The organism is Pseudomonas asturiensis, from assembly GCF_900143095.1.
GTDB classification, from domain to species: domain Bacteria; phylum Pseudomonadota; class Gammaproteobacteria; order Pseudomonadales; family Pseudomonadaceae; genus Aquipseudomonas; species Aquipseudomonas asturiensis.
Genome location: NZ_FRDA01000010.1, coordinates 127,835 through 140,949 on the forward strand (window position 1 = coordinate 127,835; position 13,115 = coordinate 140,949).

The 13,115-nt window shown below is 60.1% G+C and carries 15 protein-coding genes; 3 read left to right on the top strand and 12 right to left on the bottom strand.

The window, feature by feature from the left end; translation table 11 throughout:
* Positions 1 to 33: 33 nt before the first annotated feature.
* The 10 genes from BUB69_RS18135 to ubiE all read right to left on the bottom strand — a co-directional run bounded on the left by BUB69_RS18135 (position 34) and on the right by ubiE (position 8,169).
* On the bottom strand, positions 34 to 1,950 hold the full coding sequence (locus BUB69_RS18135) for a HAMP domain-containing methyl-accepting chemotaxis protein (RefSeq protein ID WP_073169132.1): 1,917 nt from the start codon (positions 1,948 to 1,950) through the stop codon (positions 34 to 36).
* A 116-nt stretch (positions 1,951 to 2,066) separates the two neighbouring features.
* Entirely contained in the window at positions 2,067 to 2,774 is a 708-nt protein-coding gene (locus tag BUB69_RS18140; protein ID WP_073169134.1) for a 16S rRNA (uracil(1498)-N(3))-methyltransferase, read from the bottom strand.
* Positions 2,771 to 3,568, bottom strand: coding sequence for a twin-arginine translocase subunit TatC (tatC, locus tag BUB69_RS18145; RefSeq protein ID WP_073169136.1), 798 nt, complete (start codon positions 3,566 to 3,568; stop codon positions 2,771 to 2,773). The genes BUB69_RS18140 and tatC overlap by 4 nt, the downstream gene beginning before the upstream one ends.
* Positions 3,565 to 4,026 carry a Sec-independent protein translocase protein TatB gene (gene tatB / locus BUB69_RS18150; protein WP_073169138.1) on the bottom strand — a complete coding sequence of 154 codons (462 nt, stop codon included), beginning with the start codon at positions 4,024 to 4,026 and terminating at the stop codon, positions 3,565 to 3,567. The genes tatC and tatB overlap by 4 nt, the downstream gene beginning before the upstream one ends.
* Positions 4,027 to 4,030: 4 nt before the next feature.
* Positions 4,031 to 4,318 carry a twin-arginine translocase TatA/TatE family subunit gene (locus BUB69_RS18155; protein ID WP_073169141.1) on the bottom strand — a complete coding sequence of 96 codons (288 nt, stop codon included), beginning with the start codon at positions 4,316 to 4,318 and terminating at the stop codon, positions 4,031 to 4,033.
* Positions 4,319 to 4,364: 46 nt separating this feature from the next.
* Positions 4,365 to 4,697 carry a phosphoribosyl-ATP diphosphatase gene (locus tag BUB69_RS18160; RefSeq protein ID WP_073169143.1) on the bottom strand — a complete coding sequence of 111 codons (333 nt, stop codon included), beginning with the start codon at positions 4,695 to 4,697 and terminating at the stop codon, positions 4,365 to 4,367.
* Positions 4,698 to 4,699: 2 nt separating this feature from the next.
* The gene (gene hisI, locus BUB69_RS18165; RefSeq protein ID WP_003414224.1) at positions 4,700 to 5,092 is read right to left on the bottom strand and encodes a phosphoribosyl-AMP cyclohydrolase; all 393 of its coding nucleotides are present in this window, start codon (positions 5,090 to 5,092) and stop codon (positions 4,700 to 4,702) included.
* Between the two features lie 67 nt (positions 5,093 to 5,159).
* Positions 5,160 to 6,779: a ubiquinone biosynthesis regulatory protein kinase UbiB gene (gene ubiB / locus BUB69_RS18170; RefSeq protein WP_073169146.1), complete on the bottom strand. Its 1,620-nt coding sequence runs from the start codon at positions 6,777 to 6,779 to the stop codon at positions 5,160 to 5,162.
* The gene (locus tag BUB69_RS18175) at positions 6,776 to 7,399 is read right to left on the bottom strand and encodes a ubiquinone biosynthesis accessory factor UbiJ (protein ID WP_073169148.1); all 624 of its coding nucleotides are present in this window, start codon (positions 7,397 to 7,399) and stop codon (positions 6,776 to 6,778) included. Before BUB69_RS18175 ends, ubiB begins: the two co-directional genes overlap by 4 nt.
* Positions 7,399 to 8,169 (bottom strand): bifunctional demethylmenaquinone methyltransferase/2-methoxy-6-polyprenyl-1,4-benzoquinol methylase UbiE, encoded by a 771-nt coding sequence (gene ubiE, locus BUB69_RS18180; protein ID WP_073169151.1) that lies wholly within the window; start codon positions 8,167 to 8,169, stop codon positions 7,399 to 7,401. The genes BUB69_RS18175 and ubiE overlap by 1 nt, the downstream gene beginning before the upstream one ends.
* Positions 8,170 to 8,313: 144 nt before the next feature.
* On the opposite strand from ubiE, the gene BUB69_RS18185 reads away from it, so the two are divergent.
* The 3 genes from BUB69_RS18185 (at position 8,314) to BUB69_RS18195 (ending at position 10,013) form a co-directional block, all read left to right on the top strand.
* Positions 8,314 to 8,592 carry a polyhydroxyalkanoic acid system family protein gene (locus BUB69_RS18185; RefSeq protein ID WP_073169154.1) on the top strand — a complete coding sequence of 93 codons (279 nt, stop codon included), beginning with the start codon at positions 8,314 to 8,316 and terminating at the stop codon, positions 8,590 to 8,592.
* 151 nt (positions 8,593 to 8,743) lie between these two features.
* Positions 8,744 to 9,217 carry a phasin family protein gene (locus BUB69_RS18190; protein WP_073169156.1) on the top strand — a complete coding sequence of 158 codons (474 nt, stop codon included), beginning with the start codon at positions 8,744 to 8,746 and terminating at the stop codon, positions 9,215 to 9,217.
* Positions 9,218 to 9,227: 10 nt separating this feature from the next.
* Entirely contained in the window at positions 9,228 to 10,013 is a 786-nt protein-coding gene (locus BUB69_RS18195; protein ID WP_073169159.1) for a phasin family protein, read from the top strand.
* 547 nt (positions 10,014 to 10,560) lie between these two features.
* On the opposite strand, the gene BUB69_RS18200 is transcribed toward BUB69_RS18195, so the two are convergent.
* Together BUB69_RS18200 and phaC are read right to left on the bottom strand one after the other, a co-directional pair.
* Positions 10,561 to 11,175 (bottom strand): TetR/AcrR family transcriptional regulator, encoded by a 615-nt coding sequence (locus BUB69_RS18200; protein ID WP_073169162.1) that lies wholly within the window; start codon positions 11,173 to 11,175, stop codon positions 10,561 to 10,563.
* Positions 11,176 to 11,398: 223 nt separating this feature from the next.
* A complete protein-coding gene (gene phaC, locus BUB69_RS18205) occupies positions 11,399 to 13,084 on the bottom strand; it encodes a class II poly(R)-hydroxyalkanoic acid synthase (RefSeq protein ID WP_073169164.1) in 1,686 nt (561 codons plus the stop codon).
* Between the last annotated feature and the right edge of the window lie 31 nt (positions 13,085 to 13,115).

Genomic DNA, 13,115 nt, shown 5'->3' on the forward strand with positions numbered 1-13,115 from the left:
CGTGGCGTGCGCGCGGGAATCATCCGCGGAGGGTCAGATGGTAAAGCGGCTCACCAGCGTTTGCAGGTGGGTGCCCAGTCGCGCCAGTTCAACGCTGGAGGCAGCGGTTTCTTCACTGGCGGCGGACGTCTGTTCCGAAACGTCACGTACGTTGATGATGCTGCGGTTGATCTCTTCGGCTGTCGCACTCTGCTGTTCAGCAGCGGCAGCGATCTGCTGGTTCATCGCCTGAATCGCCGAAACGGTCTTGGTGATGTTCTCCAGCGAGCCACCGGCGCGGCGCGTCAGGTCAACGCTGCTGGCACTCAGTTCACGACTGCTGTCCATGACGGTTGTCGCCTGTTGAGTACCGCTTTGCAGGCTGACGATCAGGGCTTCAATCTCTTCGGTGGACTTCTGGGTGCGCTGCGCCAGGCTGCGCACTTCGTCGGCCACCACGGCAAAGCCACGGCCGGCTTCCCCGGCGCGGGCGGCTTCGATGGCGGCGTTCAGGGCCAGCAGGTTGGTCTGTTGGGCGACCGACTTGATGACATCCAGCACGCTGCCGATCTTGTCGCTTTCCTGCTTCAGGGCGCCCATGGCTTCGCTGGAGTTTCCAACAGCCGACGCCAGACGCTCGATCTGAGCGATGGCTTCATTGACGACGCGCTCGCCCTCGCGGGCTTGCTGGTCGGCGGCCACAGCGGCTTCGGAGGCTTCCTCGGCGTTGCGGGCGACTTCCTGCACGGTCGCTGTCATCTCGTGCATGGCGGTCGCAACCTGGTCAGTCTCGACCTTCTGGCTGTTGACGCCTGCACTGGTCTGTTCGGTAACGGCGGAAAGTTCTTCGGCTGCACTGGCGATCTGCGTGACGCCATCGCGAATGCCCCCCACCAGCTCGCGCAGGCTGAGGGTCATGCGCTGGATGGTGCTTTGCAGTCTGCCCAGTTCGTCCTTGCGGCCGACCTTCAGGTTGCGACTCAGATCGCCTGCGGCGACGCGCTCGACCACTTCCAGGGTTTCCTGCAGCGGTGTAGTGATCTGGCGGGTAATGATCCAGGCCGCCAGCACGCTGAACAGCAATGCCAGGGCTGTGGCCAGTGCAATCATCATGACGGCGTGGTCGCTTTCCTGATCGCGGCTCTTGTTCTGGCGGTCGATCATGTCGCTGCTGACGGCCAGCATTTTCACGCCAAGTGTGGTCATTTTCTCCAACGCTGCCTTGCTGGCGGCCTGCGAGTCGCGGTACACGCCGACGGCTGCGCGGTAGCCCTTTAGGCCTGCGATGGCCTGCTGCAGGGTCGGAGCGAACTCAGAAGAGATGTCGCCGGCCAGCGTGTTGATGCCGGTGATCGCTTCATCAATGGCCTGGTTGGCGTTCTTCTCGAATTCCGGTCTGCCGCTGTAGGTGTAGCCGCGCACCTGGAAGCGGGCCTGCTGGATCAGCTTGCTGACACCCACAATGCCGTTGAAGGCCAGGATGTTGTCTTCTTTAAGCAATGCCGCTTCGATCTTGTTCGCCTGCTCCACCGCCTTGTCGGCGTTGTCGCCCATCTGGCTACGGCTGCCTTCGCGCACTTCGATGGCCTTGGTCATCTCGGAAAACGCTTGCTGATAATCACGGGCAGCCTGCAGTTGACCGTCCAGCAAGGCAATGTTTTCGGGGCTGCGCAGCATGTTTCGGGCTTGTTGAAGCGCGTCGTTCAGTTTCTTGAGGGCGTCGTTTACCGCGGTGGCGGTCTCGGCATTATAGAGGGCTTCATAGCGCATCCTGCTAATGCGCAGCTCCAGGGTCAGCTCGTTGATCTCGGCAATAGCGGTCACCCGATCGCCACGAGATATCAGGCCCTGAGTGCTGAACCAGGCCGTGATCGAGATCATGAGGGTCATCACCAGCACCAGGCCGAAGCCGATCGCCAATTTCAAGCTGACACTCGCGTTAGCAAGACTTTGAGTTAACCCGCGATACATGACCATTCCTCGACGTCTGATTCTTGTGCGTACTCATCCCTATCGGCCAGTCACGTGTTAACTGAAGCGATTGAGTGACGACAAATGAAAGGAGCAGTCGACCCAGAGCGAAGGGCTTAGAACAAGCGCGCGAGCAGCGCAGTGACGGCGGTTTCGACCCGCAGAATACGGTCGCCCAGTTGCACCGGTTGCAGGCCGGATTTGCACAGCAGATCGACTTCGTAGGGAATCCAGCCGCCTTCGGGACCGATGGCCAGCGTGACAGGTTCAGTGACGGCGCGCGGACAGGCAGGGTAGTCGCCGGGATGGCCTACCAGCCCCAAGGTGTCCATGGCCAGTTGCGGCAGGCGGTCTTCGACGAAGGGCTTGAAGCGTTTCTCGATCACGATTTCCGGCAACACGCTGTCGCGCGCCTGCTCCAGGCCCAGAATCAGTTGCTCACGAATCGCTTCGGGCTCAAGAAACGGTGTCTGCCAGAAGCTCTTTTCCACTCGGTAGCTGTTGAGCAGAATGACCTTCGGCACCCCCATGGTCGCAACGGTCTGAAACACCCGGCGCAGCATCTTGGGGCGCGGCAGGGCCAGCAGCAGGGTCAGTGGCAGCTTGGCAGGCGGCTCACTGTTCAGCGAAACACGCAGCTCGGCCTCATGGGGATCCAGACGCAGCAGCTCTGCAGTGCCGAGCAGGCCGTTGACGCGACCGACCCGAACGCTGTCGCCGACCTCGGCACGGTGCACTTCCTGCAGGTGCTTGAGGCGACGATCACGCAGCGCAACCCGGTCGGGCGCAATGAAATCGGCCTCTTCAAGTAACAGCAGATTCACGGCTGAGTCGCGGGCGGCTGGTCTTGCTTGTCGGCCTCTTCTTCATCGTCAGGGTGTTCGCCGCGTTTCTTGATCAACCCGCTGCACAACACACCCAGCTCGAACAGCAGCCACATCGGCACGGCCAGCAGGGTCTGCGAGAAGATGTCCGGCGGGGTAAGAATCATGCCGACCACGAAGCAGCCGATGATCACGTACGGGCGGATCTTCTTCAGGTACTTCACGTCGACGATGCCGATCCAGACCAGCAGCACCACGGCCACGGGAATCTCGAACGCCACGCCGAAGGCGAAGAACAGGGTCATCACGAAGTCGAGGTAGCTGGCGATGTCGGTCATCATCGACACCCCTTCCGGGGTGACGCTGGCGAAGAAGTGGAAAATCAGCGGGAAGACCAGGAAGTAGGCAAACGCCATGCCGGCGTAGAACAGGATGATGCTCGACACTAGCAGTGGAATGGCCACACGCTTTTCGTGCTTGTACAGCCCTGGTGCAATGAAACCCCAGATCTGATGGAGGATCACCGGCATGGACAGAAACAGCGCCACCATCATGGTCAGCTTGAACGGCGTGATGAATGGTGAGGCCACGTCGGTGGCGATCATCGTTGCGCCTTCGGGCAGATAGACCCGCAGCGGTGCGGACACCAGCGTGTAGATCTTCTGCGTGAAGTAGAACAGGCCCGCAAAGATCAGAAACACTGCGGCAACGCAGCGCAACAGGCGTGTGCGCAACTCGGTGAGGTGCGAGATCAGCGGCATTTGCTGATCGTTTTCCGGGGTATCTGCGCTCATGGGGCTCGCGGTGGCAATGACGAATCGTGGGCGGGAGAGGGCGTCGCGACCGGGGCCGACACGGCGGCAGGCTTCGCGGTTTTCTCGAGCGTCAGTGGTGCCTTCACAACAGGCTCGGCCGGGCCGATTTCGCTGTGCGATGGCGTGTCGGCAGCCATTTCCTGCGGCGCTGGCGGCGGAGTGACCGGCTCGTACGCCACTTCAGGATGCTGTTGCTGAGCAAACATTTTGCGCGCTTCATCTTCCAGCGAAAGAATGTGCTCGTTGTGCAGTTGCCGACGAATCTCGTCGGCACCGATTTCACGTTCAACTTCCTGTTTGATCGCGTTGAAGCTGCGCTTCAGTCGGCCTATCCACAGACCTGCGGTGCGTGCTGCGCCGGGCAGTCGCTCGGGGCCCAGCACCAGCAGGGCCACGAGTCCGACCAGCAGCAGTTCAGAGAAGCTGATACCGAACATGGTCTTAAACCTGGTCTTTGCGGGTCGGCTCTTCGACTTTATGCGCCTGCGCATCGATGGTATGCGGCTGATTCAGGGGCGAGCCCTGCGGCGCGGTATAGGGCTGTTGCGGCTGCGGCTGTGGTTGCGGCGATGCCTGCTCGGCCGGTTTTTCGTCGTCATTCATGGCTTTGCGAAAGCCTTTGATCGACTCGCCAACGTCAGTGCCCAGACCCTTGAGTTTCTTGGTACCGAAAACCAGTACCACGACGATCAGGATGACGATCCAGTGTTTCCAGTCAAAAATACCCATGAAACAGTCCTCGTAGAAGATTCTTCAAGTTCGAAAGGGGAGGCAGTCAGTCTGCTGTGCGGGCGGCTTTTTCCGCATGACCGGACAGCCCGAACCGGCGATCCAGTTCATCGAGCACAGCTTGTGGATGCTGACCCAGCGCTGCCAGCATTACCATGCTGTGAAACCACAGGTCAGCCGTTTCGTAGATCACGTCGCTGCAGTCACCGCTGACGGCAGCGTCCTTGGCGGCGATGATGGTTTCAACCGACTCTTCGCCGATTTTTTCCAGAATCTTGTTCAAACCCTTGTGATACAGGCTGGCGACATAGGAACTGTCGGCAGCGGCATCCTTGCGCGATTCCAGCACCTCGGCCAGGCGGGACAGCGTATCAGTCATGTTCAATGGCCTGCGTGGTAAATGGCATCAGGATCTTTCAGGACCGGGTCTACGGTCTTCCAGCCTGAGTTTTCATACACTCGGTAGAAGCAACTTTCGCGACCTGTGTGGCACGCGATGCCGCCGATCTGCTCGACCATCAGGATAATGACGTCGGCGTCACAGTCCAGGCGCAGTTCATGCAGCTTTTGCACATGACCCGATTCTTCACCTTTGCGCCAGAGTTTGCCACGCGAACGCGACCAATAGATTGCACGATTCTCGGAAGCCGTCAGGCTCAGGGCCTCGCGGTTCATCCAGGCCATCATCAGTACGCGTCCGGTCTTGTGATCCTGTGCAATAGCAGGCACCAGACCGTCGCTGTTCCAGTGAATCTCGTCCAGCCAGTCTTTCATATCTACTCCGGCAGCCGGACTTGAGGCCCGGCGGGTTGAACAGTGTGCCAGCGCCATGCGCTGCTGGCTATCGGCGAACGATCAGATACAGCCCCGCAATCAGCATGATCGCCGCAGGCCAGGCCGCCAGCGTGGGCAGTTGAGTGCCGGCTTCGCTGATCACCCAGCCTTGTATGACGCCGCCAGCCAGCAAGGCCGAGCCGATGAGGCGTAAAGCCCAGCCATCCTTGCTCTCGCGCCACGGATTTGGCGGGTCTGACGCATGTGGGCGGGACAGGCGCTCCAGCAGGTCGCGGGTCATGTTGGCGATGTGCGGCAACTGCTCGACCTGCGATTGCAGATTGCTGACCAGCGTCTTGGGGCTCACACGCTCGCGCATCCAGCGTTCCAGATAGGGTTGCGCGGTGCTCCACAGATCCAGCTCGGGGTACAGCTGGCGACCCAGGCCCTCGATGTTGAGCAACGTCTTTTGCAGCAGGACCAGCTGTGGCTGGACCTCCATGTTGAAGCGTCGGGCGGTCTGGAACAGACGCATCAACACCTGGCCAAAAGAAATGTCCTTGAGCGGCTTCTCGAAGATCGGTTCGCACACGGTGCGGATCGCGGCTTCGAATTCGTTGAGCTTGGTCTCTGCCGGCACCCAGCCCGAATCGATGTGCAGTTGTGCCACGCGCCGGTAATCGCGCTTGAAGAACGCGAACAGGTTGCGCGCGAGGTAGTCCTGGTCTTCAGGCGTCAGGCTGCCGACGATGCCGCAGTCAATGGCAATGTACTGCGGGCTCCACGGGCTGACGGTACTGACGAAGATGTTGCCAGGGTGCATGTCGGCGTGGAAAAAACTGTCGCGAAAAATCTGCGTGAAGAAGATTTCCACCCCGCGCTCGGCCAGCAGTTTCATGTCGGTACGCTGATCGGCCAGCGTCGCCAGATCAGTCACCTGAACACCGTAGATACGCTCCATGACCAGCACTTTCGGACGGCACCAGTCCCAGTAGACCTGCGGCACATACAGCAGCTCGGAGCCTTCGAAGTTGCGGCGCAACTGGCTGGAGTTGGCGGCTTCGCGCAGCAGGTCCAGCTCGTCGTAGATGGTCTTCTCGTAGTCCATCACCACCTGAACCGGGTGCAGCAGACGTGCATCGGCAGAGACGCGTTCGGCGGTGCGGGCCAGGATGAACAGCCACGCCAGGTCCTGACCGATGATCGGTTTCAGGCCGGGACGCACCACCTTGACCACGACCTCTTCGCCCGTTTTCAGGCGAGCGGCATGCACCTGGGCGACCGAGGCCGACGCCAGTGGCGTTTCATCGAAACGGCTGAACACATCGCAGATCTTCGCGCCCAGTTGTTCTTCGATCAGTTTGATCGCCAGATTCTGGTCGAACGGCGGTACGCGGTCCTGCAACAGCATCAGTTCGTCGGCGATGTCTTCAGGCAGCAAGTCGCGCCTTGTCGACAGCAACTGACCAAACTTGATGAAGATCGGCCCCAGATCCTGCAACGCCAGGCGAAAACGTGCGCCCCGGCTCAGCTCCGATTTGCTGCGCGGCAGCCAGCGCCAAGGCAGCACGAAGCGTACTGCCAGCATCCACCACGGCAGGGGCAGGGCGAACAACAGGTCATCGAGACGGTAGCGGATAACGACACGTTGAATGCGAAACAGACGGCGGACGGCAAGCAGCTTCATGCGTTATCGCTGGAATTGAGGGATCGGGAAAGGCGCTCAAAGCGCGCCTCAAGACGTTCCAGATCGAGTTTGATCCGGTCGAGTTCGGCAAAACGGGCTTCGGCTTCATGCTTGCCGACCAGCGTGCGCGACTCTTCACTGAAGTAGTCGGCGGCGTTCTGGCTCAGACTCGCCACACTATCACGCGTCCAGCGCACACGGCTGCGCAAATGGCCGCTCAGCAACGGGCTGGCAACCGGGCCGAGCCAGCGTGACAGTTCGTGCTCCCAGTCCAGTTCCATATCCTGAAGGATGCCGACCAGTTCCAGCAGTACACCGCTGTCGCCGTCGAGTTCGACTTCCGGGCCATGCAGCACCGCAGTCTTGTCCTTGCTCAGGGCCAGACGCAGCAGGCTTGAAGCCGGGGCACGCAAGGTGCAATCGGCGTCGGCCGCCCACTCGGGGGCGAGCAACAAGCCCTCGTCGCTGGGCAGAATGAAGATTTTCAGGGACGGATCGCGGCAGTCGATCTTGATCACATGGCCGGACAACTGCGCCAGACGCGGCATCGCCGTGCTGTCCAGACGCAATACGCGGTTGATGCCGTGCTCGACGCTGGCGAGCAGCCCCCGAAGCAGCATTACGGCTTGATGCCGCGGTGCAGGGCCACGATGCCTGAGGTCATGTTGTGGTAGGTCACGCGGTCGAAACCGGCTTCTACCATCATCGACTTCAGGGTTTCCTGGTTGGGGTGCATGCGGATCGATTCAGCCAGGTAGCGGTAGCTCTCCGAATCATTGGTCACCAGCTTGCCCATGAGCGGCATGAACGCGAACGAGTAAGCGTCGTAGGCCTTGGACATCAGCTTGTTGGTCGGTTTGGAGAATTCCAGCACTAGCAGACGACCGCCGGGCTTGAGCACGCGCAGCATGGAGCGCAGGGCGTCTTCCTTGTGCGTCACGTTGCGCAGGCCGAAGGCGATGGTCACGCAGTCGAAGTGGTTATCCGGAAACGGCAGCTTTTCCGCGTCGGCCTGAACGAACTCCACATTGCCCGCCACGCCGAGGTCGAGCAGACGGTCGCGGCCGACCTTGAGCATCGAGGCGTTGATGTCGGCCAGCACCACGTGGCCGGTAGGGCCGACCAGCGTGGAGAACTTGCGGGTCAGGTCACCCGTGCCGCCCGCGATATCGAGCACACGGTTGCCGGTACGAACGCCCGACAGTTCGATGGCGAAACGTTTCCAGAGCCTGTGCATGCCGCCGGACAGCAGGTCATTCATCAGGTCGTACTTGGCCGCCACCGAGTGGAATACCTCAGCGACTTTATCTGCCTTCTGGCTTTCCGGTACATTTTTGTAACCGAAGTGAGTCGTAGGTTCGGCATCGCTGCCTTTGCGCTGATCGTTCATATCGCTTCACCGGAATAGATTGCGGGCCATTCTAATCGTCAAGGCTGGCTTTGTCTTGACAAGGCTCACCGCCAACGCTTTCTTGGATGCAGGCGGATGTATATAGTTGCGCCGCATTTCATCCGACGATCAAGGAACGCCCCCATGGCCAAGATAACTGTTGAACGCCCTCATTCCCTGGGCCGGGAGCAGGCGCGCGCGCGTGCAGAGCAGTTGGTGGAGAAGCTGGCCGACAAGTACGGGCTGGCTCATGAGTGGGTCGGCGATACCGTGAAGCTTGAAGGCAAGGGCGCCAAGGGCCGGGTTGAAGTCGAGGACGAGCTGATTCGTATCAGGATCGAGCTGAACTTCATCCTGTCGACCATGAGCGGCTCGATCAAATCCGAGGTCGAACGTGTATTGGACAAGGCGCTGGCTGCCTGAGTCGCGAGTGCCTGCCTGTGGGGGCTTTTAACGCCACCGCACGCCATTTCTTTCTCCTCACCCTAGGGTGAGCATTCTAATTTTTGTCCGTAGCTTTGAGCTCATGCCCTATAGAGGGCGGTTCCTTCAACTTTCGAGCATGAGGTGCACCATGGCCAGAGCGACCATCAAGAGAAAAATCGAAGACGAACAGGCTTCCACCCTTTCCGACGTGAAATTGTATGCCCGTAAAATCTGGCTGGCTGGCCTGGGCGCCTACTCCAAGGTCAACGAGGAAGGCACGCAGTACGTCAAAGAGCTGATCAAGACCGGCGAGCAGGCAGAGAAAGAAGCCAAAAAAGTCCTGGATGAAAAGCTTGAAGCTGCCAACAGCGAGATGGATTCGATCAAGGGCGAAGTGTCAGAGGCCAAGGGTCGCGTCGAGGCGCAGCTCGACCGGATCGAAAGCGCTTTCGACCGTCGCGTCGCAAAGGCCTTGAACCGCATCGGTATCCCATCTAAACATGATGTTGACTCTCTCTCTGCTAAGCTCGATGAGCTGACGGCATTGCTTGAACGTGTCGGGCCTAAAAAGCTTGAACGCTCCGAGCCTAAACGACTCGAACGTTCCGAGCCTGGACAATAAGGAGAACAGGATGGCTGGCAAGAAAAAGGTAGAGAAAGAAGGCAGCTCCTGGATTGGCGAGGTTGAGAAGTACTCTCGCCAAATCTGGCTGGCTGGTTTGGGCGCTTACTCCAAGATAAGCAATGACGGCAGTAAGCTTTTCGAGACGTTGGTTAAAGACGGCGAGAAGGCCGAGAAGCAGACCAAGGCTGAAGCGCAGAAGCAGATCGACGACGTCAAGGACACCACCAAAGCGGCCAAATCCCGCGTCGGTGATGTGAAAGACATGGCGCTGGGCAAGTGGAGTGAGCTGGAAGGTGCGTTCGACAAGCGCCTGAACAGCGCCATTTCGCGTCTGGGCGTGCCGAGCCGTAACGAAGTGCAGGCGTTGCACAGCAAGGTCGATCAGCTGACCCATCAGATCGAGCAACTGACAGGTGCCAAGGCTCGTCCGGTGGTCTCGCGTGCTGCGGCCGCGCCCAAGCCTGCTCCCAAGACCACGGCCAAACCGCTGAAAGCAGCAGCCAAGGTCGTCGCCAAGACAGCAGACAAGGCAGCGGATAAAGCAGCAGCGGCCAAACCGGCAGCCAGGAAGGCAGTGACCAAGCCGCTGGATGTGGCCGAGAAAGCCGCGTCCAAAACGGCAAGCAAAGCCAAGGACGCTGCCAAGCCGGCCGCCAAACCGGCTGCGCCGAGAAAACCCCCAGTCAAAAAAGCCGCGGCACCCAAGCCCGCAGCATCGGCCAGGGAAGACAGCCCTAAACCCGCTGCCACCCCAACGCCTTCGTCGGAAGCGCCAGCCAACCAGCCTTCGTAAGAAGACCGGAACGCCAAGGCCCGGCCTGCTTAGCAGGTCGGGCTTTTTGTTGTGCGTGCAATGGAGTGAACCGTGCCCACGCATGCTCACTCAGCGTTGCACGCACACATCTCGCTCCAGGCATCGGATAGTGGAAGGCCGCCGGCGATGCGATTTCTGCAGCGCCTATCAGTGACTGGACTGTGTCATCGCTGGCAAGCCCAACAAAATGCAACTGACTGAATAAAAACGCTTTTTGTGGGAGCGAGCTTGCTCGCGAAACAGCCGGTCCAGCCTTCATGAATCAGGCTGCCTGAACCATGGCCTTCGTGAGCAAGCTCACTCCCACGAGGATGTGCACACGTTCAACCCCTGTGGGCGTACAAGCTCCACGCCCCATGGGAACTTGCTCGCGAAAGGGACGGCGCTGACGCCATGGAAAACATCGCCTGTACCCTTAGACCCCCACGCTCCTGTTGTGTGCTTGCTCTGGACTTATGCAAAACGATGAGTACTGCGCATTGGCGTGCAGCCCGTAACGCTCTACGTCATCTCCTGCGGTATGGCATCACCGCCCCAGATACTCCATCGCAATCTGCTCGGCCGCCTGCCTGGAGGTGGGCAGCAGGTGTGGGGTGACCAGCATCATGATCTGGTACACCACCACCCGCACATCGCCCTCACGGCCGAGAATCCGCTGGTAATCCAGCGAGAACAGCAGGGTCATGGTGATCTGCTCCACCAGTTGCCCGAGCGCCTGGGTTTCGCTGACCAGTTGGCCTTGGGACTTCAGACGTGCCAGCAGTGAGGCCAGGGTGCGTTTCAGCGAGTTGAGCAGGTTGCGGATGCCACGTGCCAGCTTGGGCAGGCGTCCGGCGAGGTTGGACAGGTCCTGGAACAGAAACCGGTAGTGCGACAGTCGCTCGACGATCAGGTGCAGGAACACCCAATAGTCCTCGGCACCCAGCCTCGCGTCGGCGGGTGGGTCGAGCAGCGGGGCGAGTTCCGTCTGAAATCGCTCGAACAGCCCCAGAATCAGCGGTTCCTTGCCATGAAAGTGGTAGTACAGGTTGCCAGGGCTGATGCCCATTTCGTTGGCGATTTCCAGTGTGGAGACATTGGGTTCGCCCTGCTGATTGAATAGCGTCAGCGCACATTCGAGGATACGGTCGCGGGTTTTCATCCGGTCTTCTTGTTCGAAAATCCAAGGTTGGGTAGGGGGCAAGGGGCTCGCCGGACAGGCTGGGCCCTTTGCGTCAGGCTTTTAGGATCTGTATGAAAAGTGGCTGTGCATCGGTGATGCGCGTTAAAAAACAGGCCGGAATGCTCATTTACACCACCTGGAGTCGAACGCGACCCCGGCCGCTCCTCGTCTGTTTTCGCCTTGCTGACTTTTCGTACAGAGCCTAACGCACGTGCACATAAGTACCTGGCGCGGCCTCCATGGGCGGGTATTTCTCGCTGCCCAGTTCCATGCGGGTTTCACGTTGGGTGCCAGAGCGCTCCTGAATCCAGGTCAGCCATGCAGGCCACCAACTGCCGTCCCGGCTCTGTGCGTCGTAATACCAGGCACGCGGATCGCTGCTGAACTTGCTGTTCTCAACGTAGCTGGCTTTCGCATTACCGGGCGGGTTGAGGATGCTCTTCACGTGGCCGCTGTTGGATAACAGGAAACGCCGCTCGCCACCCAGCAGCAAGGTCGAGCGATAGACCGAGTCCCAGGGGGTGATGTGATCGTTGATGCCGGCAACGCTGAAGCTGTCTACCGTGACCTTCTGCAGATCGATGGGCGTGCCGCAGACTTCCAGTCCTCCCGGATGCCTGAGCGGGTTGTGCTTGAAGAAGTCCAGCAGGTCGCCATGCAGCGCGGCAGGCAGGCGCGTGCTGTCATTGTTCCAGTAGAGAATGTCGAACGGCGGTGGCGCTTTGCCCAGCAGGTAGTTGTTGACCCAGTAACTCCAGATCAGGTCGTTGGGACGCATCCAGGCGAAGACCCGACTCATGTCTCTGCCTTCCAGCACACCGCGCTGGTAGGAGCGTCGCTTGGCCGCTTCCAGCGCCTCCTCGTTGACGAACAGGGTGGCCGGGCTTTCGATCTGGCTGTCCAGCAGGCTGACCATATAGGTCGCACTGGCCACCCGTCGAATCTGCCGCTTGGCCTGCAAATGGCCCTGCAGCGCCGCAATGGTCAGGCCGGACGCGCAGGCCCCTACCAGATTGACCTCGCGGGCGCCGGTGATCGCCCGGCATACGTTCAGGGCTTCTTCAGTGGCTTCCACGTAGCTGGAAAGCCCCCATTCCCGATGCCGGACATCCGGGTTGCGCCAGCTGATGACAAAGGTCTGCAGGCCGTTCTTGAGGGCGTATTGCACGAAGCTGTTGGCGGGGCTGAGGTCGAAGATGTAGTACTTGTTGATCTGCGGCGGGACGATCAGCATCGGTCGGCTGTATTGCTTTTCGCTCATCGGCTTGTACTGGATCAGCTCCAGCAGCTCGTTGCGAAACACCACCGCGCCGGGGGTGGCGGCTACGGTTCGACCGATCTCGAACGCATCCCGGGTGATCTGGCTGGGCAGGCCGTTGTTGTGCAGCAGATCGTCGGCCATGTGGCTCAGGCCCTTGATCAGGCTGGTGCCACCAGAATTGAACAGCTCCTTGAGTGCCAGCGGGTTGAGCAGCGTGTTGGTGGGCGACAGCGCATCGTTGAGCAGGTTGAACAGGAAGTGCGCCCGCGCCTGGTCATCCTTGGACAGATCACAGTCATCAATCCAGCGTTTGACCTGATGCTGCCAGCTCAGATAGGCCTGCAACCCGCGACGGTACAACGGGTTGAGACTCCAGGTCGGGTCGGCGAAACGGCTGTCTCGCGGGTTGGGCGGATAGGGCGTTTCGCCCAGCACCATCACGCGGCCCAACTGGCTGCCCAGCGCGAGGGCGTGGCGAGCGCTGCGAAAGGGATGTCGCCAGCCTTGGGCGGCGACACTGCGCAGGGTAGAAAACAGGTCTCGCCCGCGCAAACCCGTGAAAGCGCTTTGCGCGTTGATGAAGGTGGTCGGTGTCATTTCTGCCACCTTCTTTGGTTTTTCTTGCATGAGGGCAACACTCCTTCGTCAAGCCATCAAC